At 59.8% G+C, this 22,276-nt stretch carries 26 protein-coding genes; 18 read left to right on the top strand and 8 right to left on the bottom strand.

Annotated features, from left to right (window positions below; genetic code table 11):
- Nucleotides 1–26: 26 nt before the first annotated feature.
- From N0B71_RS15475 to N0B71_RS15485, 3 genes are read right to left on the bottom strand one after another with little or no spacing between them, the layout of a single operon-like run.
- The gene (locus tag N0B71_RS15475; RefSeq protein ID WP_259753439.1) at nt 27–1,442 is read right to left on the bottom strand and encodes an HlyD family type I secretion periplasmic adaptor subunit; all 1,416 of its coding nucleotides are present in this window, start codon (nt 1,440–1,442) and stop codon (nt 27–29) included.
- On the bottom strand, nt 1,439–3,598 hold the full coding sequence (locus tag N0B71_RS15480) for a type I secretion system permease/ATPase (RefSeq protein ID WP_311197151.1): 2,160 nt from the start codon (nt 3,596–3,598) through the stop codon (nt 1,439–1,441). Before N0B71_RS15480 ends, N0B71_RS15475 begins: the two co-directional genes overlap by 4 nt.
- 17 nt (nt 3,599–3,615) lie before the next feature.
- Nucleotides 3,616–4,881 (bottom strand): glycosyltransferase family 4 protein, encoded by a 1,266-nt coding sequence (locus N0B71_RS15485; protein WP_259753440.1) that lies wholly within the window; start codon nt 4,879–4,881, stop codon nt 3,616–3,618.
- A gap of 730 nt (nt 4,882–5,611) precedes the next feature.
- Between N0B71_RS15485 and N0B71_RS15495 the strand changes: the two genes are divergently transcribed.
- The 12 genes from N0B71_RS15495 to N0B71_RS15550 all read left to right on the top strand — a co-directional run bounded on the left by N0B71_RS15495 (nt 5,612) and on the right by N0B71_RS15550 (nt 13,562).
- Entirely contained in the window at nt 5,612–5,827 is a 216-nt protein-coding gene (locus tag N0B71_RS15495) for a DNA-binding protein (protein WP_259753441.1), read from the top strand.
- Between the two features lie 267 nt (nt 5,828–6,094).
- Nucleotides 6,095–6,424, top strand: coding sequence for a DUF5447 family protein (gene pflM / locus N0B71_RS15500; protein WP_259753442.1), 330 nt, complete (start codon nt 6,095–6,097; stop codon nt 6,422–6,424).
- 3 nt (nt 6,425–6,427) lie between these two features.
- Nucleotides 6,428–6,655 carry a hypothetical protein gene (locus tag N0B71_RS15505; protein ID WP_259753443.1) on the top strand — a complete coding sequence of 76 codons (228 nt, stop codon included), beginning with the start codon at nt 6,428–6,430 and terminating at the stop codon, nt 6,653–6,655.
- Nucleotides 6,656–6,877: 222 nt separating this feature from the next.
- Entirely contained in the window at nt 6,878–7,294 is a 417-nt protein-coding gene (locus N0B71_RS15510; protein ID WP_259753444.1) for a DNA-binding protein, read from the top strand.
- Between the two features lie 16 nt (nt 7,295–7,310).
- Nucleotides 7,311–7,532 (top strand): hypothetical protein, encoded by a 222-nt coding sequence (locus tag N0B71_RS15515; RefSeq protein ID WP_259753445.1) that lies wholly within the window; start codon nt 7,311–7,313, stop codon nt 7,530–7,532.
- Nucleotide 7,533: 1 nt separating this feature from the next.
- Nucleotides 7,534–7,785, top strand: a complete 252-nt coding sequence (locus tag N0B71_RS15520) for a hypothetical protein (protein ID WP_259753446.1) — start codon at nt 7,534–7,536, stop codon at nt 7,783–7,785.
- 12 nt (nt 7,786–7,797) lie between these two features.
- Nucleotides 7,798–8,049 carry a major capsid protein gene (locus N0B71_RS15525; RefSeq protein WP_192209854.1) on the top strand — a complete coding sequence of 84 codons (252 nt, stop codon included), beginning with the start codon at nt 7,798–7,800 and terminating at the stop codon, nt 8,047–8,049.
- A gap of 293 nt (nt 8,050–8,342) precedes the next feature.
- On the top strand, nt 8,343–9,377 hold the full coding sequence (locus tag N0B71_RS15530) for a hypothetical protein (protein WP_259753447.1): 1,035 nt from the start codon (nt 8,343–8,345) through the stop codon (nt 9,375–9,377).
- Nucleotides 9,378–9,381: 4 nt separating this feature from the next.
- The gene (locus N0B71_RS15535) at nt 9,382–9,738 is read left to right on the top strand and encodes a DUF2523 family protein (RefSeq protein WP_259753448.1); all 357 of its coding nucleotides are present in this window, start codon (nt 9,382–9,384) and stop codon (nt 9,736–9,738) included.
- Nucleotides 9,739–9,745: 7 nt separating this feature from the next.
- Complete coding sequence (locus N0B71_RS15540; RefSeq protein ID WP_259753449.1) at nt 9,746–11,041, top strand: zonular occludens toxin domain-containing protein; 1,296 nt, start codon at nt 9,746–9,748, stop codon at nt 11,039–11,041.
- Nucleotides 11,042–11,274: 233 nt separating this feature from the next.
- Complete coding sequence (locus N0B71_RS15545) at nt 11,275–12,570, top strand: hypothetical protein (protein ID WP_259753450.1); 1,296 nt, start codon at nt 11,275–11,277, stop codon at nt 12,568–12,570.
- On the top strand, nt 12,570–13,562 hold the full coding sequence (locus tag N0B71_RS15550; protein WP_259753451.1) for a phage integrase: 993 nt from the start codon (nt 12,570–12,572) through the stop codon (nt 13,560–13,562). The genes N0B71_RS15545 and N0B71_RS15550 overlap by 1 nt, the downstream gene beginning before the upstream one ends.
- Nucleotides 13,563–13,606: 44 nt before the next feature.
- On the opposite strand, the gene N0B71_RS15555 is transcribed toward N0B71_RS15550, so the two are convergent.
- The gene (locus tag N0B71_RS15555) at nt 13,607–14,524 is read right to left on the bottom strand and encodes a hypothetical protein (protein ID WP_259753452.1); all 918 of its coding nucleotides are present in this window, start codon (nt 14,522–14,524) and stop codon (nt 13,607–13,609) included.
- A gap of 253 nt (nt 14,525–14,777) precedes the next feature.
- Here N0B71_RS15555 and ttcA point away from each other — a divergent pair, with 253 nt between their 5' ends.
- The 6 genes from ttcA (at nt 14,778) to N0B71_RS15585 (ending at nt 19,075) form a co-directional block, all read left to right on the top strand.
- Nucleotides 14,778–15,605, top strand: coding sequence for a tRNA 2-thiocytidine(32) synthetase TtcA (ttcA, locus tag N0B71_RS15560; RefSeq protein ID WP_259753453.1), 828 nt, complete (start codon nt 14,778–14,780; stop codon nt 15,603–15,605).
- A gap of 20 nt (nt 15,606–15,625) precedes the next feature.
- Complete coding sequence (locus tag N0B71_RS15565) at nt 15,626–16,297, top strand: DNA-3-methyladenine glycosylase I (RefSeq protein ID WP_259753454.1); 672 nt, start codon at nt 15,626–15,628, stop codon at nt 16,295–16,297.
- A gap of 28 nt (nt 16,298–16,325) precedes the next feature.
- Nucleotides 16,326–17,090: an NAD-dependent deacylase gene (locus N0B71_RS15570; RefSeq protein ID WP_259753455.1), complete on the top strand. Its 765-nt coding sequence runs from the start codon at nt 16,326–16,328 to the stop codon at nt 17,088–17,090.
- A gap of 69 nt (nt 17,091–17,159) precedes the next feature.
- Complete coding sequence (locus tag N0B71_RS15575) at nt 17,160–17,786, top strand: C40 family peptidase (protein WP_259753456.1); 627 nt, start codon at nt 17,160–17,162, stop codon at nt 17,784–17,786.
- Nucleotides 17,787–17,866: 80 nt separating this feature from the next.
- A complete protein-coding gene (locus tag N0B71_RS15580) occupies nt 17,867–18,397 on the top strand; it encodes a C40 family peptidase (protein WP_259753457.1) in 531 nt (176 codons plus the stop codon).
- Between the two features lie 15 nt (nt 18,398–18,412).
- Complete coding sequence (locus N0B71_RS15585) at nt 18,413–19,075, top strand: O-methyltransferase (protein WP_259753458.1); 663 nt, start codon at nt 18,413–18,415, stop codon at nt 19,073–19,075.
- A 62-nt stretch (nt 19,076–19,137) separates the two neighbouring features.
- Here N0B71_RS15585 and N0B71_RS15590 read toward each other — a convergent pair whose 3' ends face one another.
- The 4 genes from N0B71_RS15590 to tcyJ form a co-directional block, all read right to left on the bottom strand.
- Nucleotides 19,138–19,836: a pirin family protein gene (locus N0B71_RS15590; RefSeq protein WP_259753459.1), complete on the bottom strand. Its 699-nt coding sequence runs from the start codon at nt 19,834–19,836 to the stop codon at nt 19,138–19,140.
- 126 nt (nt 19,837–19,962) lie between these two features.
- Nucleotides 19,963–20,730, bottom strand: coding sequence for an L-cystine ABC transporter ATP-binding protein TcyN (gene tcyN / locus N0B71_RS15595; protein ID WP_259753460.1), 768 nt, complete (start codon nt 20,728–20,730; stop codon nt 19,963–19,965).
- Nucleotides 20,727–21,398, bottom strand: coding sequence for a cystine ABC transporter permease (gene tcyL / locus N0B71_RS15600; RefSeq protein WP_171049556.1), 672 nt, complete (start codon nt 21,396–21,398; stop codon nt 20,727–20,729). The genes tcyN and tcyL overlap by 4 nt, the downstream gene beginning before the upstream one ends.
- Complete coding sequence (gene tcyJ, locus N0B71_RS15605; RefSeq protein WP_259753461.1) at nt 21,398–22,198, bottom strand: cystine ABC transporter substrate-binding protein; 801 nt, start codon at nt 22,196–22,198, stop codon at nt 21,398–21,400. The genes tcyL and tcyJ overlap by 1 nt, the downstream gene beginning before the upstream one ends.
- Between the last annotated feature and the right edge of the window lie 78 nt (nt 22,199–22,276).

Below are 22,276 nucleotides of genomic sequence, written 5' to 3' on the forward strand. Positions count from 1 at the left end.
TGATTTTAGAAATAAGAATTATTAATCTACCGCTCGTCCAAGCTCTCGTTAACATACTGCTTTAATGGGCTCAGGAAGTACTCGATTACCTTTCTCTTATCCGTTTTAACTTCAGCACTAACTGCCATTCCCGCCGTTAACGACACGTCGGTACTTCCAACGCGAATATGGTCCTGGCCGAGTTGGATGCGCATGCTGTACAGTAGTCCGCGTTTCTCATCTTCAATCGCATCCTCTGAAACGCTGATCACCCGACCATGCACGACGCCGTACTTGGTGAAAGTGAAGGTCTCCACCTTGATCTCAACCTCCTGCCCTGGATGGACGAAGCCGATATCCTTGTTCTCAAGCATCGCTTCCACTTCTACTGGCTGGTCTTTGGGAACGATAACCATCAACGGTTGAGCCTCGGTGACTACCCCACCATTGGTGTGGATTGCCAGTTGCTGCACGGTGCCATCTACGGGAGCGGTCAGGCGCGTCAGACGGTCCCGTTGTTCTGCCTTGAGTAGTTCTTGAGTAAGCCCTGCTGCGTTCTGTTCGGACTCGTGCTGGAGATCGAGCATGGCGCGCCGAGTTTGGGCGATGACACTTTCACGACGCTGCTCGGCTTCGCGCTGCGATGCATCGAGTTCGATTACGCGCGCTTGCTGTACGGCGAGTTCACGCTGCTGATCGAGCCTGGCCTGTTCCTTTTCCAGCCAGGCGTGCTTTGCCACGAAATTGCGCTCCAGAAGACGCTTGTAGTCAGTGGCGAGTTGCTCAGCGATCGGCAAGGTCTGCCGTAAGGAGTCAACGGTCGCCTGCGCCGCACGAATCTCAGCAGCCCGTTGGTCGATCGTCGCCTGGGTTTGACCCACATTGCTGCTCAGTTCCAGATACTGTCCCTGAAGCCACAGCTGAGCTGCCTGGCGCTGGTCCTCGGCAACATCAGGCAAGCGAGGAGTTAGGGACTGTGGCGGCTGGGCAGTACGAATCGACTCCAACAGCGCTGCCGCCCTTGCGGCGTCAATCCGAGCGGCTAGCAAGTCCGTCTTCAGCCGCTCCACATCCGCTCCTGTCTGGCTGCCGTCCAGTTCTACCAGCAGATCTCCAGCCTTTACTTGCTGGCCGTCGTAAACGTGAATGTCCTTTACCACGGCCACATCACTTGGCTGGATGACCTTGGTCTTGCCACTGGGGACAATCTTGCCCTGGGCAGTCGCCACAACATCGATTTCGCCCAGGCACGCCCACAACACTGCCAGTGCCGAGAACGCAATGATCGACCATTTGATGTAGCGGGCCGCGGGGTGAACCGGTTGCTCCTGCAGTGATAATGCCGCTGGCAGGAACTGCACTTCATGCGGGAGTCGCGCGGGCGCGTCCATCTGCTTGCGGTTTCGCCATGCATGGGACCAGGTGCGCCGGTAACGATTGAGGAGTTCGCGTTTGGCGCTCATGCCTGACCTCCCTGCTGAAGGCGGTGAAGCCGTGAGTAGTGGCCGGCTTGCAAGGTCAGCAGTTCTCCGTGGGTCCCTTGTTCGACGATCTGGCCTCGGTCCATGACAATGATTCGGTTGGCGTCACGCACGGCGCTAAGGCGGTGAGCAATGATCACTACCGACCGGCCTTGGCAGATGGCTTTCATGTTCTGCTGGATAACGCGTTCGGACTCATAGTCCAGCGCGCTGGTCGCCTCGTCGAATATCAGGATGCGGGGGTTGCCTATGAGCGCGCGCGCGATGGCAATGCGTTGCCGCTGGCCTCCCGACAGTGATGAGCCGTGTTCGCCGACCACCGTGTCGTAGCCCTCTGGGAGTTCCAGGATGAACTCGTGGGCGCCGGCAAGCTTCGCAGCCTGAATAACCGTTTCCATCGGGGAGCCGGGGTCTGTGAGTGCGATGTTCTCGCGGATGCTGCGGTTGAAGAGAAGGTTGTCCTGCAGTACCACGCCGATCTGGCGGCGCAATGAGCTGACGTCGGCCAGGGCGAGGTCCATTCCATCGACTAACACCCGTCCGCGCTCAGGAACATAGAGCCTCTGCAGCAGACGGGTCAGGGTGCTCTTGCCGGATCCCGAGCGCCCGACGATGCCGATGACTTCACCAGGGCGAATGGCGAGGCTGACCCCGCGCAGGACCTCCGAACCATCAGGCCGGTACCGGAAATGCACCTGGTCGAACTCGATCTGGCCACGAAGCGCCGGCAGCGTGCTACGGGTGGCCTGGGCCAGTTCGGTCTGGCTGTTGAGAATGTCGCCCAGGCGCTGCACGGAAACGCCGGTCTGCTGGAAATTGGTCCATAGTTGGGCAAGACGCATGATGGGTTGCGCCACTCGTCCGGCCAGCATGTTGAACGCCACCAATTGCCCGACAGTTAGCTGGCCATCAATCACCAGGCGCGCTCCCAGCCAAAGTGTCGCTACGGTGACCAGTTTGCCGATCAGCGAAACACCTTCATTGGCGAAAGTGGACAGCGTCTGGGTCTTGAAACTGGCAGATACGTAAGCCGCCAGTTGGTTGTCCCATTTGCGGGTGACCTGCGGTTCAACTGCCATGGACTTGAGCGTGTCGATGCCGTTGATCGACTCGACCAGGAATGCCTGGTTCTCTGCGCCGCGGCTGAAGCTTTCCTGCACTCGCGCCCGCAACAGCGGTGTGATCAGCAGCGAAAGCACGAAGTACAACGGTAACGATAGGATCACCACAAGGGTGAGCCATCCGCTGTAGAAGAACATCACTGCGACGAATACCAAGGAGAACAGTACGTCGAGCAGCAGCGTGATGGCGTTGCCGGTCAGGAAGCTGCGTATGTTTTCCAGTTCCCTGACACGCGCCACGGAGTCGCCTACCCGGCGGGCCTGGAAATAGGCCAGAGGCAGGCTGACCAGATGCCGGAACAGGCGTGCACCCAGCTCGACGTCGATCCGACTCGCTGTATGGGCAAAGATGTAGCTGCGTAGGCCGCTCAGCAGCGATTCGAATAGCATGATGCCCAACAGGCCCACTGCAAGGACATCGAGCGTGGAAAGCCCCCTGTGTACCAGCACCTTGTCCATCACGACCTGGAAGAACAGAGGTGTCAGCAGAGCGAATATCTGAAGGACAAACGACGCAACCAGCACCTCCCCCAGCAGCTTTCGGTACTTGACGATGGCGGGGATGAACCAGGTGAAGTCGAACCTCGACAGCTCGGAAGCCTGCGAGGCCTCCGAACGAAACAACAGCAGCTCACCACTCCATCTTGATTCGAGTTCTTCCTGGCTGATGATCTCAGGGCGTTGCACTAGCGGGCTTTGAATCAAGGCCTTGCCCTGATCAATCCGAGCGATGATGAAGTAGTGACCGTCATTGCTTCGCGCGATGGCGGGCAAAGGCGTTTGCGCCAGTCGATCAAAGCGGGTTTTTACGGATTTAGCCTTGAGACCGAGCTTGCGTGCTGCCAGCAGCAACTCGGCACTTCCGAACTGAGCACCTGGCGGCATGAATTCATGGGCCAGTTGATCAGCGGACGCAGCCACGCTGTGAAAACGGGCCAGCATGACCAGACAGATCAAGCCGGTGTCCGGCGCCTGAGATTGTCCTTGTTCTGGTGAAAACGCTTCGGTACTGGACATGCGGTTTTCCTGGCGTGTCAGAGAGGACAGGCCAACTGGGTCAGGGATGAGGTAGTGGGTGCGGGTTGTTTGCCCGAAGCGGAGAGAGCTTCGGCAATCAACTCCCGGTAGCCGGTCAAGCCGGCTTCAACGCTGTAACGGCACGCGGTGTCGCGCGCCTCGGCTCTTAGAGCCTGCTGTGCCTGGGGACTATTCAGGGCTTGTAGCACTTGATCAGCGATGCCCTGGGTATCGAAGAAATCGACCAGATAGCCGTTCTCGCCATGCCGCAGAACTTCCCGCACAGGGGCGGTATCCGAGCCGATAACCAGGCACCCCGAGGCCATTGCTTCGAGCATCGACCAGGACAGTACAAAGGGGTAGGTCAGGTAAACGTGAGCAGCCGAGACCTGCAGTGCCTTGCAGTACGTTTCGTAAGGGACCTTGCCAAGAAAGTGCACACGCTCGAGGTCGACCTGTACTTCTCGCAGCATTCGTTCACGCCAGTTTGCAGCGTCCTTGGGCTTGCCGCCGTAGCTGACGTCGTCTCCCCCGATGACCACTATCTGAGCAGTGCGATGCTCTTTCAGGATTCGCGGTAAGGCTCGCATGAAGCTGTGAAAACCCCGGTACGGCTCCAGGTTTCTTGCGACGTAAGTGACAACGGGCTGGCCGGCTTTCAGTTCGAGCCTGGAAGGAAGTACCAGACTGGCTTTCGGATCAGGTCCGAGTTGCCGAATTGGAATGCCTTCGTGAACGACCCGGATTTTCTGCAGGTATGGGGCGGGATGCACACTGCGTTGCCAGTGCGTCGGAGATATTCCCCAATCACACTGTTGCAGGTTCAGAAGATGCAGCGCGTTACGTGTGTTGAGCCTGCAATTGCCATCGAGCGAGGCAGGGAACTCAGGGTCGAATCCTGCATCTGCCCCCTGAGTGCGGTAATAGAACTCGCAGAAATGCACCAAGGGGACATCAGGAAAGACGTCCTTCACATAGAGCGTTTCGCCCCACGCGGGGTGGCCCAGAATGACGTCCGGGCGAAAACCTTCGGCTTTGAGCTTCTGGATGACTCGCACGACCTGCTGGCCGTGCAGAACAGCCGACTCGAAAGATTGCAGGTACGGATGTGTCTGCCGCGACGCGACGAGATGTGGTCGATATCGGTGTAGCTCGACGCCGGCCAAGCCTGGTGCAATATCCCGGCCAATGGCAACGACACGATGACCGGGCTGCGCTGAAAAATACTGCGCTATGTGTCGAAACTGACCGGGGAAATTCTGGTGGATGAGCAGGAGGTTCACGAGGGGACCTCTTGCCAAACCCGGCTAGGCGCGGGAGCGCGCCCGCTAACTGACATCCGTATCAAATTGATAGCCCGCATGCATCCATCCGTGGTGTGCAGGTGTGGGGAGTAGCCGGGCTGAACTCAGTCTCGGCTAGCGATAACTAGCGCATTCATAGCACTTTGTCATCACTTTGTGCCAGATCTGATACATCGTCGATAGTTGTGTCGTTTGTCCTTTGATGCTGGCTTGACTAATTGCACGCAGCACAACGTTCTTTAGGACGTTATCCCTTTTTTTCTATGAACCACTTGAGGGCTGCTTTCCTTGTCAGCTCTATCCCGCGTGGGCTCCGTTTAAATGCGCCTGCGCCTCATCGTATTCCGGACTCGTTTGCCCGGACTCGGGGATGATGTTCCCAGTGTTTAGCCATAGCGCGTACTGAGGATAGATAGCGATTAGCGCCTCCAGCTCTTGGGTGCTGACGCGAGTGCGCTTGTCATACCTGACGGTACGCCATCGAGTTCCGCTGATCGTCGTTTTCTTGACCAGCTCATCGATAGTCGTCTTATCGATAATTGTTCTAATTCGGCTATCTATTGATTCCATAATGATCTTGTACATTACACATGTATAGCTCGCCTTCCGCATAGGCTGGGCGTATATTTCATTTGTAAATTACAAATGGCTTATACGGAGCCACCTGCAATTTCCCATAAATTGGCTGATCGTAGCGTAGGGGGAGGTTATGGAACAGAACGGAAGCAAGGTTTCTCTCGAAGCGGTCAAAAACGCTCCCGTACTGATGCCGTGGCGAAAATTCGCCTCTTGGATTGGTATGGATGAAGGGGTAGTGGAGGGCTGGATTCGCGTGGGCTACATCCCGCGTATCAAGATCGGCAACCGCGTCATGGTGAATGTGGCGCTGCTGAATCGCCGTCTGCTGGAACAGGAGGGCCTGTAGTGAGCCTTCTTTCTCCTCTCAGCGTTCAGCGTGTACGAGAAAAACTCGCCGCTGCGCGCCTGTCGTTCCGCCTGATGCACAAGGCGCTGGCCGATGGTTTCGCAGATGCAGCGCGCCGATTCCACGAGGAAGGGCGGATGGAGCTTGCCTCCGCACGTTTGACCGTTGAAGCCAATCGCGATGACGACATTCTTCCTTCTATGCGGTGCCTGTTCTCCGTCGCCGTGATTCATCCGCGTCTGCCTACTGATCGCGAGGTGACTTCCGATGCTGTCGAAGTACGTCCGTCAACCTCACGCCCCGGACTGCGACTGCTCTGTTTGCTGGTCCCGTCGCGAACTGGCAAAGCCCGCAGCCTCCCAGTTCACACCCTGCACCGAGTGCCGCCCTACGCGAGTCTTCACGGTCGTTACTACGATGGCCAAGGTTGCGGGAGTGTGGCGCTCGATCCACTCGACGTACCGGGTGGAACCGGGTTTTACCTGCGCGAAACACATGCCCGCGCTCCGTCCGCCGAAGTACTGGCACGTTATCTACGACAGCGGCAAGCCGACTCCCTTCGTGCCGATCCGAGATCCCTTCGAGTTGGAGGCCTGAGCCATGCACACTGACGCCGCCTTCAACCTTACCTTGCTGGTTGCTCTTCTCACCTGCGTTGGCTTTCCGCTGATGTGCGTGGCCCACGAAATTTCGAAGTGGGCCGACCGCCATAGCCGCATCCAGGCCAATCAGGTCCAGGGCCGCCGCACCGGCTTGTCCGAACGCGCTTTCCCGTTCGGTCAAACGGAGCGCCGGGCGAAGCGCACCCTTGACCGTCCCCCTCCCTGAATAGCCTCCGCTCGGGAGTGAGGGGCAGCTTCACCGCCCCGCGCTCCTGAGCCCTCGGCGGCGAGAGCGGGATGACAAGGGCAGAGCCCTTGGTGTTTCGAACCTCGCCACCCGCACCACCGCAAAACCCTGGCACCACCACACCCGCTGAAAGACGGCCACCAACGCGCCCAATTTGCAGCAGCGGGCCAACTCATGCCCGAAAAGGCAAAGGAGCTTCAGATGAACATGTTTGCAACCACTGGCGGCGTAGTCGAACTCTGGGTCACCAAGACCGACACCTACACCTCCACGAAGAGCGGCGAGATCTTCGCCAGCGTCCAGGCCATCTCCCCGATCCCGGAAACCGCTCGCGGCAACGCCAAGGGTTTCGAGATCAGCGAATACAACGTTGAGCCGACCCTGCTGGATTCCATCGTCTTCGAAGGCGCTCCGGTGCTCTGCAAGTTCGCCAGCGTCGTTCGCCCGACCCAGGACCGTTTCGGCCGCACCACCAATACCCAGGTGCTGACCGAACTGCTGGCCGTGGGCAAAGAAGCCAGCGCGCCGACTCCGGCCGCCCGTCCCGCCGCTCAGCCGCAAGCCCAGCGCCCGACTCAGCCCACCGCTGAGAAACCCTCCGACAGCAGCAAGTCCTGAGGGGGAGGGTAGGTAGATGAAAGCGCCGCTCCGTTTCGCCTTCGGCTGGGTTCTGTACGTGGCAATCCTCTGCGCCGTATCGCCTGCCGTGCGTGCGGTGCGCGAGTTCCTCGAACCCTACCCGCTGGATTCCGTGATCGCAGTGGTCGCGGCGGCGTTCGCCTTCTTCGGTATTTGGTGGTTCGTCCTGCGCTCCTTCTGGAGCTGGTGCGACCGCCCCCGCAAGGAGGCCCGCTGACATGTCAGGCGTGGTTGCCATTCAGGTCTGCACCAGCTGGGCGTCCGCGGCGGACGGCCTCATGCAGTGCCAGCGCATCGAGTGGCAACAGGCCTATCTGATTCCGCCCGAGGCCGCTGGAGCAATTGAAATCCTGGTCAACGGCGGGTTCTCCCTGGAGGCCTTCAGCATCGGTGCTGCGGGCGTTCTCGGGGCATTCGTGACGGGGCTTTTAACTGGCTGGGTCGCGTCACTTCTTCGTAAAGCCAAGTAGAGAGGAAACACCATGAACGCCATGAAACAACAGATCGCCAAGTTCAACCCGGTCCGCTCGTTCCGCAACCTGTGCATTGCCGGCACCGTCACCGCCGTGACTTCGGTGCCGGCCTTCGCCGCCAGCGTCATCGACACCAGCGCGGTGGAACAGGCCATCACCGACGGCAAGTCGGACATGTCCAACATCGGCGGCTACATCGTTGGTGCCTTGGTCATCCTCGCGGTCGCCGGCCTGATCTACAGCATGTTGCGCAAGGCGTAAGTGCTCTGGTCGGTGTGGTTGGGGGCGTTCTTCGCCGGCGCCTTCATCACTGGGTACCGCTGCGGCGAATTCTTCTAACTCCACTCACGTGGCCGAACCTGGACCCCGCTTCGGCGGGGTTCTTTTTTCCCGGACGAATTCACATGCGAATCCCCGTCTTCCTCGTTTTGCTTTGTGCCTGCTGCTCAGCTGCCGCTCAGGACTATTACTGGATGACTGGTGGACAGGCTTCGACACGGGCTGACTCCCCGGATGCATCTTGCCGACTACTGGTCGCTCAGCAGGGGAGCACCTTGGTCCGTATCTACAAGCTGCAGGACACCTGGTGGCGCTGTAGCCTGAAGTCTGCCGGAAGTTCGCAAGCGAATGATCTGGACATCAGCCGCTATGGCGATAGCTGCCCGGCCAACCATGAGTTCGATCCCACTACCGGCAGTTGCGTCGCGACAAAGCCTACCGACGCTGAGTGCAAAACTCGCGACGCCTACACCCAGATCGTTCAGTTCTCCTTCGTTGATGGCCAGGCCGTTATCTCGGTAGATCCCGAGGTAAAGGACCAGTGCATCTACGAACCCGGCGAGCCGAAAAACTGCACCAGCACTCAGTGTGAATTCGACATGTCGCCGTCCGGCAACGACGACATGAGCGATAACCCGGAGAACCCGGACCAGCAACTGCAGGACTACTTGGACGAGCTCGCCAAGAAGTTCGATTGCGTGAAGACCGTCAACGGCACGGTCGGCTGCACCAACGCTCAGCAGACCCCGCCCGACGTCGACCCCGAAGACAAATGTTTCCCCGGCTATTCATGGTCCGGCACCACGTGCGTCGCCACGCCCGGTGGCCCCGCTGAAAACAACAACAGCGGCAGCGGCTCCGGTGGTGGCAACAACGGCGGTAACACGGGGGGCGGCAGCGAGGGTGGAACCAACCCCGGCACGGGCGGCGGCGACGGCGGCAGCGACGGCGGTGGCAATTCCGGTGGCGGCAGTGATAACGGCACCGATGGCGGCGACGGCCCGAGCGAATCCCTGGAGCAGCCCAAGCAAGGCAGTTGGGATGAAGCGCTCGAAGAGTGGGACGCCAAGGTCGAAGAGGCCAAGGAGCAGTTCCGCGACAAGATCAAAGAGAACGCCGATCAGCTCAAAGGCGTGTTCGATGTGAACCTCGGCGAGGGCGGCGGCAAGCTCCCTTGCGACACTTTCACCGTGTGGAAGAAGCCCGTCAGCCTCTGCTTCACCGCCTATGAAGAAAAACTTTCCTACCTGCGCTACGCGCTGATGTTCATGGCATCGGTGCTGGCTGCGTTCGCCATCTTGAAGGAGTGATCTTATGGAATGGCTCTCCAGCTTCTTTGACCAGATCATCCTGTTCTTCCAGTGGATCTGGGACTTCATGACCCAAGGGATCTACGACTTCATCAAGGATGGCTTCGTCGTGGCCACCAAGTGGGCGATGTACAGCGCGCTCCAGGGATTCCTGTTCCTGCTCGATGTCAGCTACACCGTGGCGCGCGAGCTGATCGACAGCCTGGGCGTCTCCAACATGGTCCGCTCCATGTACGCCACGCTCCCGGGCCCGCTGGCGGCCGCGCTGCAATTCCTCGGCGTACCGCAAGCCCTGAACATTCTGTTCTCCGCCCTGGCCACGCGCTTCTGCATGCGCTTCGTGCCGTTCATAGGGAGGTGAGTGAATTATGTCGATCAAGATTCACCACGGCCCCAACGGCTCGTACAAAACCTCCGGCGCGATTCAGGACGATGCCGTCCCCGCGCTCAAGGAAGGCCGCGTCATTATCACCAACGTCCGGGGCTTCACCTTGGAACGGGCCTACACCGTCTTCCCTGATCTCCCCAACACCGCGCAGATCATCAACCTCGATCTCGAATCGCTGGCCGACCTCGAAAAGATGCGCACGTGGTTTCAGTGGGCGCCGCGGGGCGCGTTCCTGATCTTCGACGAAACCCAGTTGCTGTTCCCCAAGTCCTGGCGCGAACGTGATCTGGAAAAGTTCGACTTCCCTGGCGGTCCCGAGGCGGCGCACGAAGCGGATCGGCCTATGGGCTGGCTGGATGCCTGGACTCGGCACCGGCACTTCAACTGGGACATCGTCCTCACCACCCCGAACATCAGCTACATCCGCGACGACATCCGCATGACCTGCGAGATGGCCTACAAGCATTCCAACCTCGCAGTGATCGGCATCCCCGGCCGGTACAAGGAGGCCCAGCATGACGCCCAGCTCAACCGACCACCCGCTGACGGCACCATCGTCGAATACAAGCGAATCCGAAAGCAGACCTTCCGCCTCTACCAATCCACTGCCACCGGCAAAACCCAGGACACCAAGGCAGGGAAAAGCCTGCTCCGGTCGCCTAAGTTGGTTCTTCTACTGGCACTGCTGGCCGGCACTATTGGCTTTGTTAGCTATATGGGGCCTCTCAAGGTCGTGGGTGGTGGGGCTCAGCAAAGCCCTGATCCTGCCCATCCTCAGCAAAGCGCTCCACCTCATCCTCAAGGGACTGCTGTACCTGCTCCAGCGCCTGCTGCTGCGCGTAGCACTCTTCCTGCTGGTGCTGTTTTTGGCCAACCAAGTGTTTCGACTCTTCCACTAGCTGAGCACCCCTTCGCCGGGCGGCAGATCGTCGTGGCCGGCGTGGTGAAGGGAGATAAACAGGGCGAGCAGTTCGGCAAGAAAGGCGCGCTCTACATGTTCGCCATCACCGACAGCGAAGGGCGCCGGCTGATGCTCAATTCGCAACAGCTGAGCGAGTCCGGCTACCGCGTGCGGCCCCGGTCAGAGTGCGTCGCCGAGCTGTTCTATCAGAGCTACCACGAAACCATCGTGTGTGCGGGAGCCCTCCCCAGGCTGGCGCAAACGCCCCCTACACAGCCCGTCGTAGTCACTGCCGCCCCGGCAGAACCCAGCACGCCGAATCTCACCATCGTCCCCGACTCCGAATACCCCGCACGCCCTTGGAGGACTCAATGACCCTGCATGGCCTGATCAACGCCCTTGGGCTGCTCGCATTCGCGTATGCGCTCGGCTTCCTCACCGCGCTGCAGGTGATGCAGCCGGTCGGAGCGTTTCCGTTTTGAGTCGGCGAGCCGCGCCGCCGGCCGGGAGCGCCAGGCACGAGCGGTAGGCCGAAGGCGCGGCCGACGACCCTGTAACACGTCGGATAACCCAGTTACTCATTGGATAGCATTGGATAGGTTTGAATCATGACTAAGGCAGCAGAACACCAGATTCGCGCAGTACTTCAGGAAGACGGGCAGTTCTTCGAGTCGCCCAAAGGGCGCATCTTTTTCAGCAGTAGGGCAGGGGAGTTCACCGACCTTTCCGGGGTGCGTCTGTTGCGCTGCGGCGTGGATACGGTCCGGCAGTTGTACAACGGCCTGATTCGGCCCGAGGTTATGGCGATCTTCGATGAGCCGGAAGACATCGTGGAGTTCGCCGGCTACCAGTGGGCCAAGGGCCGTGTTGGTCGCGACTCCGGCTACCAGTACCGGCTACAGAACGCCGATATGGGTCTGATCCTGCTGATCAAGAACCATAACGTGAAGCTGGAGAACATCGGCCCACATCTGAAGATCGAAGTGTCACCACATGCCCTGGATGGCGCTGATCCAGCGATCCTGCAAGGCGTGCTCGATGACTTGGCCGCAGGCGTGCTCTCAGCCTGCGAAACCAATCAATGCGCGGTGCATCTTGCGCTTGACGTGCAGGGTTGGACGCCTCCGTCTGACTTGGTGGATCGCATGCATTGCCGGTCCCGGCGTGTTCGCCAAATCAGTGGCATCGAGCGCATCGAGTTCGATGGCAACGCCTCGGTCTACGGCCGTGGTGAAACGTACATGTTCGGCTCGGCTAGCGGTCTGCAACTGAGCATCTACAACAAGACGCTCCAAGCCCGGGCGACCGACAAACTCGACTACTGGGAAAACGTCTGGGCCTCCCTGAACGGTGATCCCTTCGGTGATGGCGAACCCGCCTTCAACCCGCTGGAAACGGTGTGGCGTATCGAATTCCGCTTCCACCATTCGGTGGTACAGCAGTTCTCCGAAGGATCCACGATGACTTCGGGCGAGGTGATCGGCTGCCGTACCTACGCGGGCCTGTGCCCGCATCTGCAAGGCCTGTGGGGCTACGCCTGTGAGAACTTCCGGTTGTTGGATAGTGCGAAGGAGTTCAATCCGTTCTGGTCGCTCATCACCCTGGACACCCAGGTGCAGGTAGAGGCCGATCCGCTCATTGATCGCACTGAATATCGCCGCTACTACAAGACAGCTCAGGGTTTCTCGGGGAAGAACTGCGAGATGTTCCTGGGCCAGTTCGCCAGCCTGATTGCACGGGAGCGCGTACCACCAAAAAAAGCCCTTGAGGTCGGGAGAACGCTTCCCTTCTGGCACGTGATCGAAGATCACTACACCGCCAAGGGCTACAGCACTCGCGACCTCGAAAGGCACGTTATTGGGCTCATTAATGATCGGTACTTGAAGCGGGGGTACGCGATCTAATGGCGATCACCAAGCTGGAGGATGGGCGCTGGTTCGTCGACGTCGAACCCATTAAGGGGAAACGCTTCCGCAAGCGGTTCAAGACCAAGGGCGAGGCTCAACGCTTCGAAGCTTCGGTACGTGCGAAGCTGGCAGTGACACCGGAGTGGAATCCCAGGCCGAAGGACACACGCCGACTGTCTCAGCTCATTGAGCGTTGGTATGAGCTCCACGGGCACGCAATCACCAGCGGGCGTCGTCGTAAGAACATGCTGCTGTTCATCGCTGCGAAACTGGGGAATCCCATCGCTCAGACGTTTACCGTCTCAGACTTGGTGGCACTGCGTAAGGTGGAATTGGAGGAGGGGGCGCTCCCGCGCTCGATCAACGTGCGTTACTCCTACCTCAAGTCCATCTATACCGAGCTGCGCCGGCTGGGTGACATCGACTATGCCAATCCCCTGGACACATTGAAGCCGCTGAAGCCTCAGCAGGAGGTGGTGTCGTTCCTGTCGAAAGCTCAGGTTGCGACCCTGGTGTCTGCGCTGCGGGACTATTCGACGTTCCCACACTTGGCGCTGATATCGGAGATTTGCTTGGCTACGGGAGCGAGATGGTCGGAGGCTCAACGTCTGACTTGGCCGATGGTTCGTGCCGGCTGTGTGGTGTTCGCCAATACCAAGTCGAAGCGTGTCCGCTCTGTGCCTATCTCCCAGGAGCTGCAAGACCGTCTTGAGGCCTACTTCGCCAAGAAAGATCGTTTCCCGTTCTGCCGAGAGGCATTCGCCCGTATGGTGAAACGCTGCGGTATCGAGCTACCGCGTGGCCAATGCACCCACGTCCTACGCCACACCTTCGCGTCTCACTTCATGATGAATGGCGGGAACATCCTGGCGCTCAAAGAGATCCTTGGGCATACGTCGCTAAACATGACGATGCGCTATGCCCATCTATCGCCAGAGTACTTACAAGATGCGGTAAAACTCAATCCTATATGCTTCATTAGTGATTAGATTGACAGTTGATGATATATGGTGTCGTATCGTTGGTTTGTGAGTTATTCGGTGATTGCGCTACTAACGTATCGCTTTTCCATATTTGTGATTGACGTATTTTTTTTCTGTAACCCAATCCTGACGTCATCCCAATCGAGTAGCAGGATGATTGGTTTCTTGTTTTCTTTTATAGTGCCCGGCTGATAGGCTCCCACTGCGAATGCCTCGCCGTTATTTATTTCTTTGTATGCGTCAATAAATTTTTCTATTGTAGCTCTTGCGTCCTCAATGGAGGGTTTTGTAATTTTTCGAACTTCCTCTTGGATGTTGCTAATTGCTCCGATGTAATGTCGTGAGGCCCTCTTGAGATCGACTTTTTCGGGTAATTCCTTTAAGACAGCTGCTTTGAAACCGGCGTTGCTCGAAAGTCTCTCCTTAAGCGCATAGATTCCGATGTTAAAGACAAGATGGGTTGCCTCGTTTTTATCGTTTGTAATCCACCCGTCTGGATTTTGTATTTGGTGGATCGCTGCGCCGCTGTGGCTGATATGATTTCTCAGTGCTTCCATTAAGCGGTAGTCAAGATTTTCGTCGTAGTGTTTGTTTGTTAGCTGAGTGATTGTGTTTTCAGTTTCTTCTTTGTTTTTCGTGCATTTTGAAGCTTTGCTTGCTATTAGCTCTGTATAGTTTTTTCCAGATAAGATGAAGTTGGATATTCTTCTGTTGAGAGTGCTTGTTAGCGTGTACGCTCTGCTGTAGTCGAATCTGTGATCTACGACCTTTTCTATAGTGAGATTCAGCAATTCTTTTTCAAGGTCGAGGAAATTTCCAATTACAAGATCGTATTTTTCTTCCACCTCTAGCGCAGCGGTAAGTATCTCCCGGGCGCGAATAATGGAGTTGTACTCTATTGGAGTGATTTTAAGCTTGGGGAATTTTCCCAAAGCTGCGATTTTTAGATAGTGCTGTTCTGACTTCATCCGTATAGTCTCGTCGGTGTGGCTTTAAATACCTTTTCGACTTCCTTCAGGCTTAAACCTTGTCTGCCTCGGCGCCTAGGTGGTTGGCAGTGTTGCCCATACCGCATAGGTTTTCGACACTCTTTCGACACCTGATAGATTATCAAGAGAAAATCCCTTTTAGATCAGTGGCTTGAGGTGGCGGTGTCACTGGTAGGCGATTTGCGCGTAAAATGACCGGCTTTTCGTCTTGCCCTTCGGATTCCAGAGCACCATGGCCAGCACCCTTTCGGTCAACCAGAACAAACTGCAGAAACGCCTGCGCCGCCAGGTTGGCGAAGCGGTCACCGACTTCAACATGATCGAGGACGGCGACAAGGTGATGGTCTGCCTGTCCGGCGGCAAGGACAGCTACACCCTGCTGGACATCCTGCTGTACCTGCAGAAGGTGGCGCCGATTCAGTTCGAGATCGTCGCGGTGAACATGGACCAGAAGCAGCCCGGCTTCCCCGAGCACGTGCTGCCGCAATACCTGGAGTCCATCGGCGTGCCGTACCACATCATCGAGAAGGACACCTACTCGGTGGTGAAGGAGAAGATCCCGGAGGGCAAGACCACCTGCTCCCTCTGCTCGCGCCTGCGTCGTGGCACTCTTTATACCTACGCCGACGAGATCGGTGCGACCAAGATGGCGCTGGGGCATCACCGCGACGACATCCTGGAAACCTTCTTCCTCAATATGTTCTACGGCGGCACCCTCAAGGCCATGCCGCCCAAGCTGCTGTCCGACGACGGTCGCAACGTGGTGATCCGCCCGCTGGCGTACTGCAACGAGAAGGACATCGAGGCCTACTCGGTGCTCAAGGAATTCCCGATCATCCCCTGCAACCTGTGCGGTTCGCAGGAGAACCTGCAGCGCCAGGTGGTCAAGGAAATGCTGCTGGACTGGGAGCGCAAATCGCCGGGGCGCACCGAGATCATGTTCCGCGCGCTGCAGAACGTCGTGCCGTCGCAATTGGCCGACCGCAACCTGTTCGACTTCAACAGCCTGCGTATCGACGAGACCGCCACCCCGCGCTTCCTCGACGTGATGAACCTGTAATTCCCCTGCAAGGACGCCCGATGCGCGATTACCCGTGGCTGTACGAATACTGCCTGAACCGCTTCGGCTCGGTCGAAGCGCTGGAAGCCCGGCTGCCGCAGGCCAAGACGCCGGCCGAACTGGCGGCGGTAAGTGATGATCGCTACCTGTCGCTGATCAGCCTGCGCATCTTCCGCGCTGGCCTCAAGCACAGCCTGGTGGACGCCAAGTGGCCGGCCTTCGAGGAAGTCTTCTTCGGCTTCGATCCGGAGAAGGTTGTGCTCATGGGCGGCGAGCGCCTGGAAAATCTGATGCAGGATGCCCGGCTGATCCGCCACCTGGGCAAGCTCAAGAGCGTGCCACGCAATGCCCAGTTCGTCCTGGACATCGCCCGCGAATACGGCAGCTTTGGCAAGCTGCTGGCGCAGTGGCCGTCCAGCGACATCGTGGGGTTGTGGAAGCTGCTGGCCAAGCGCGGCAACCAGTTGGGCGGCATGTCCGCGCCGCGCTTCCTGCGCATGGCCGGCAAGGATACCTTCGTCCTCAGCGACGACGTCGTCGCCGCGCTCAAGGCCCAGGAGATCGTCGACAAGGCGCCGACCAGCCAGAAAGACCTGGCCCAGGTCCAGGCGGCCTTCAATACCTGGCAGGAACAAAGCGGCCGTCCGCTGTGCCATATCTCGATGATGCTGTCGTACACGGTCAACCACTGACGCGCGGCCTGGCCGCGAGGGAGGGCGCATGGATTCGGCGATCGAACGCACTGGCGCTGCACTGGCGCGCGCCGAACGTATCCTGGTGATTACCGGCGCCGGGCTCTCCGCCGACTCCGGCATGCCTACCTATCGCGGCCTGGGCGGCTTGTACAACGGCCGCACCGCGGAAGGGATACCCATCGAGGTCGCGATCTCCGGCCCGATGCTGCAGAAGGACCCGGCGCTGTGCTGGAAATACCTGGCAGAACTGGGCAAGGCTTGCCTGAATGCGCAACCCAATGCCGGCCACGAGGCCATCGCCGAACTGCAACGGCTCAAGCCGCAGTGCTGGGTGCTGACGCAGAACATCGATGGCTTCCACCGCCGGGCCGGCTCGCCGCCGGAACGGCTGATTGAGATTCATGGCCAGCTGGCGCCGCTGTACTGCCAGTCGTGCGGGCTGGAAAGCGCCGAGCTGGCCGCGCACCTGGACGGCCGACTGCCGCCGACATGCGCCCGCTGCGCCGGTGTTTTGCGCCCGCCGGTGGTGCTGTTCGAAGAGATGCTGCCCGAAGAGGCGATCGACACCCTGTACGCGCAACTGCACAAGGGATTCGACGCCGTGCTGCTGGTGGGAACCACCGCGAGCTTCCCCTATATCATCGAGCCGGTGCTGCGCACGCGGGAAGCGGGAGGCTTCACTGCCGAGGTGAATCCAGGACTGACCGACCTCAGTTCCGTGGTCGAAGAAAGAATGGTGGGTCGAGCCTTAGACATTATGCCGCGCCTGCTGGGTCACATTCCGCGATAAAAAACTTGCATTAGCCCCATTGAGCGGGCAAATTACCCCGCTATTAAATGGAACTAATGAGACACGGTCGTGCCCATGCTTAAACGCTTCGCACCCCTCGTGCCCATGAGTTTCGTTCTGCTGCTGGCCGCTTGTGCCAGCCATTCGCCGGAATCGCAGCCGAACCAGGTCGCTTCAACGCCTGCCACTCGAGCCGCGATCCAGGCTAACCAGCACAAGATAGCGCTGGTGAATGAGTCGCAGGACGAGGGGGCCAAAAACGATAACGGCAGTTCGACTGCCCATGTATCCGACATTCTGGACCGCGCGTTCTCGCTGATCGGTACGCCGTACCGCTTTGGTGGGAAATCCGAGCGGACGGGCTTCGATTGCAGCGGTTTCGTGGGCTACCTGTTCCGCGAAGAAGCGGGCATCAGCCTGCCGCGCTCCACGCGTGAGATGATCAACATGGACGTCCCGCTGGTCTCCAAAGAAGACCTGCAGCCGGGCGACCTGATCTTCTTCAACAACCGTGGTCGCGGTCGCGTCAGCCACGCCGGCATCTATATCGGCGATGGCCAGTTCATCCACTCCGCCAGCCGCCGTGGCGGTGGTGTGCGGGTGGACAGCCTGGACGAGAGCTACTGGCGCCTGAGCTACATGGAAGCCAAGCGCGTACTCGAGCCCGGCTACGAGCCGAAGACAGCGACTCGCTAAACTTAAAGTTTTACTTTAAGTATTGCGTTCAAGTCGCTGTTGATACAAAGTGATGGCACTCCTTGACGGGATGCCATCACATGCTCGTTCCTCAGCGCATCGTTCTTCTCGCTATTCTCGCCTCGCTGGCCGCCTGCGCCAGCCGCACACCGCCGTCCCCACCCCCTGTGGTGAACGCGCCCGCCGCTCCCGTCTACAACACCCAGGCTGCTGACGATGTACTGATCCGCGCGATTGGCCTGGTCGGAACGCCCTATCGCTGGGGTGGCAATACGCCCGACGGCGGTTTTGATTGCAGCGGCCTGATCGGCTACGTCTACCGCGACGCCACCGGCCTGATGCTGCCGCGTTCCACCCGCGAGATGATTACCATGCGCGCGCCCACCGTCGGCCGCGAATCGCTGCAGAGCGGCGACCTGGTGTTCTTCGCCACCAGTGGTGGACGGGGTGTCAGTCATGCGGGTATCTATGTTGGCGACGGGCGCTTCGTGCACGCGCCCAGAACGGGTGGAACCGTACGCCTGGACAGCCTCGACAGCGCCTATTGGCAAAAGGCATTCCTCGAAGCCAAGCGCGTCCTCGCCGTGCAGAGTCTCGCCCTCCATCCCTGATTCTCAGGAGGGCCCATGACCACTCGCACGCTGAACCTCGACGACTCCCTCTACCAGTACCTTCTCGACGTCTCCCTGCGCGACTCGCCCGTCAAGGCTCGCCTGCGCGCCGAGACCGCCAACCTGCCCATGTCCCGCTGGCAGGTCGCCCCCGAGCAAGGGCAATTCCTCGCCCTGCTGGTCAGGCTGATCGGCGCGAAGCGAGTCCTCGAAATCGGCACCTTCACCGGCTACAGCGCCTTGTGCATGGCCGAGGCCTTGCCCGACGGCGGCCATATCCTGTGTTGTGACCTGCCGGGGGACTACAACGACATCGCGCGCCATTACTGGCATGACGCCGGCGTCGATTCGCGCATCGAGCTGCGCCTCGGGCCGGCGCTCACCACGCTGGAGGCGCTGATAGCCGGCGACCAGCACGGCAGCTTCGACCTGGTCTTCATCGATGCCGACAAGGCCAACTACCCCGCTTACCTCGAACACGCGCTGACCTTGCTGCGCGTCGGTGGCCTGGCGGTGTTCGACAACGTGCTGTGGAGCGGGCGGGTGCTGGAAGCGAATCCCGAGAGCGCGGATACCCGTGCGATTCAGCAACTCAACCTGGCGCTGAAGCGGGACGAGCGCGTGGACTATTCTCTGGTGCCGATCGGCGACGGAATGAGTCTTTGCCGCAAGCGTTGAGCGCCACCGGACAGAAAAAAGGCACGCCAATCGGCGTGCCTTTTTCGTTACCAGCGCCTGGATCAGGCCACATCCACCAGAATCACTTCGCTGTCTTCCAGCGCCGTGACCTTGACCACGGTCTCGTCGGAGATGGCGGCGCCGTCGCGGGCCAGCAGTTCGATGCCGTTGACCTCGACCTTGCCCACCGCCGGCACCAGGTAGGCGCGGCGATCGTTGCCCAGCTCGTACTCGGCAGTCTGGCCGGCCTTCAGCGTGGCGGCGACCAGGCGGCCATCGGCGCGGATGCGCAGGGCGTCGGCGTCGTTCTCATAGCCGCTGGCCAGCGTCACGAAGCGCCCGGCGCGGTCGCCCTTCGGGAAGGGTTTGGCGCCCCAGGACGGCGTGCCGCCGCGTACCGAGGGGATGATCCAGATCTGGAAGATCTTGGTGACATCCTTCTCCAGGTTGTACTCGGAGTGCACGATTCCCGAGCCTGCGCTCATCACCTGCACGTCGCCCGCTTCGGTACGGCCCTTGTTGCCCAGGCTGTCCTGGTGGGTGATCGCACCCTGGCGGACATAGGTGATGATTTCCATCTCGCGGTGCGGGTGCGGCGGGAAGCCAGTGCCGGCGGCGATTTCGTCATCGTTCCAGACGCGGAGGTTGCCCCAGTCCATACGCTCGGGGTCGTAGTACTCGGCGAAGGAGAAATGGTGCTTGGCGTTGAGCCAGCCGTGGTTGGCGCCGCCGAGTTGCTGGAAGGGTCTGCGTTCGATCATGACTTAGTCCTCATGGGGCGCGGCTGGCCGGTGGGCCAGTCCGCGCGGTTCATGGGGCTATCTTCTCGCGCAGATGATCGATAAAAAAGCGCAAATATCGGCAGATATTAATCGAGAAATTCGATTTTACTCGGCCGCGCGCTTCTCGCCTTGATCGAGGAATTTGCTGAGGAACTGGCGCGTGCGCTCCTCCTTCGGCTGAGCGAACAACGCCTTCGCATCACCCTGTTCCACGATCACGCCCTTGTCGATGAAGATCGCCCGGTTCGCGACGTCGCGGGCGAAGCTCATCTCGTGGGTGACGATGACCATGGTGCGCTTTTCCTGGGCCAGGCCACGAATGGTCGCCAGGACCTCGCCGACCAGTTCCGGGTCCAGCGCCGAGGTGGGCTCGTCGAACAGGATCACGTCGGGCTGCATGGCCAGGGCGCGGGCAATGGCGACGCGCTGTTGCTGCCCGCCGGAAAGACGCTTGGGATAGGCGTCTTCCTTGCCGGCCAGGCCGACCTTCGCCAGCAGTTGGCGAGCGCGCTCGATGGCCTGGGCGCGCGGCTCCTTCTTCACGATGATCGGGCCTTCCACCACGTTCTCCAGCGCGGTGCGGTGGGGGAACAGGTTGAAGTTCTGGAAGACGAAGCCCACGTGCTGGCGCAGCTTGCGGATCAACCCTTGTTGGCCGCTGAGCGGCTTGGAGGCATCGATGCGGATGTCGCCGACCTGGATGGTCCCGCCGTTGGGCACTTCCAGCAGGTTCAGGCAGCGCAGCAGGGTGGTCTTGCCCGAGCCGCTGGGGCCGATGATCGCGACCACTTCGCCAGGCTCGACGGTCAGGTCGATGCCCTTGAGCACCTCCTGGCCGCGGAACTGCTTGGTCAACTGGCGTACTTCGATCATGCGTCGTGCTCCTGGTCGTGACGGTTGACCCGGTCTTCCAGGCGGTTCTGCAGGTGCGACAGGATGCTCGCGAGGATCCAGTAGATCAGCGCGGCGGCGAGGTACATGGTGAAGACCTCGAAGGTGCGCGCGGTGATCAGTTGGGCCTGGCGGAACAGTTCCGGAACCTGGATGGTGGCGGCCAGGGCGGTGTCCTTGACCAACGAAATGAAGCTGTTGCCCAGCGGCGGCAGGGCGGTGCGCGCGGCCTGCGGCAGGATCACCCGGCGCAGGGTTTCGGCGCGGGTCATGCCGATACTGGCGGCCGCTTCCCATTGGCCCTTGTCGATGGAGCCGATGGCGGCCCGCAGGATTTCGCAGACGTAGGCGGCCATGTTCAGCGAGAAGCCGATCAGCGCCGCGGGCAGCGGGTCGAGTTCGATGCCAGCCTGGGGCAGGCCGTAATAGATCATGAAGAGCTGGACCAGCAACGGCGTGCCGCGGAAGAACGACACGTAGATGCGCGCGATCCAGCGCACGGGGGTGAATCCGTACAGGCGCATCAGCGCCAGTACGAATCCGAGCAGCAGTCCGAAGAACATGCCGCCAACGCTGAGGACTACCGTAAAGACCGCGCCCTTCAACAGGAAGGGCGCGGAATCCAGCGCTAGCTGCAGGCTTTCTTCGATCATTGGGTGACGTCAGCCTGGAACCATTTCTCCGAGAGTTTCTTCAGCGTGCCATCGGCCCTGAATTTCTCGATGGCCTTGTTCAGCGCCGCGAGCAGTTCCGGGTTGCCTTTGCGCAGGGCGATGCCGGCTTCCTGGCGAGCGAAGGGTGCGCCGGCCAGGGCCATGGCGCCCTTGGTCTTGTTGACCATGTCGAAGGCCGCCAAGCGGTCCACCAGGATCACGTCGATGCGACCGCTGCGCAGGTCCTGGAACTTGGTCGGGTCGTCTTCGTAGGTGCGTACGTCCGCCTGCGGTACGTGCTCGCGCAGCCACTGCTCGTAGTTGGTGCCCAGGCCCACGCCGACTTTCACGCCGGCGAGTTTTTCCGGCGCGTCGTACTTGCCTTCGTCACCCTTGCGCACCAGCGCCTGGATGCCGGACACGGTGTAGGCGTCGGAGAAGTCGTATTTCTTCTTGCGCTCCTCGGAGATGGTCACCTGGTTGATCACCAGGTCGAGGCGCTTGGATTCCAGCGCGGCGAGGATGCCGTCCCACTTGGTCGGCTGCAGCTTGGCGGTTGCGCCCAGCTCCTTGGCGATCAGGTTGGAGAAGTCCACTTCGAAGCCGGCGAGCTTGCCGTTTTCGTCCTGGAAGCTGAAGGGCGGGTAGGTGCCTTCCAGGCCGACGCGGACTTCGCCCTTGGATTTGATCTGGGCGAGCAGGTCGTCGGCGGCCTGGGCCTGGCCGAAGAGGCTGGCGCCGAGGCTGAGGGTCAGGCTGGCAAGCAGGAAATGACGTCGCAGTGCGGAAAAGGTCATGGTGGGCCCCGTTTTTGGTGTTTTAAGCAGGTTAGTCAACGCGTGGCGACTATATGGGCAGAATCGTTATGCAATAAA

It is taken from the genome of Pseudomonas sp. GCEP-101 (assembly GCF_025133575.1).
Taxonomy (GTDB): domain Bacteria; phylum Pseudomonadota; class Gammaproteobacteria; order Pseudomonadales; family Pseudomonadaceae; genus Pseudomonas; species Pseudomonas nitroreducens_B.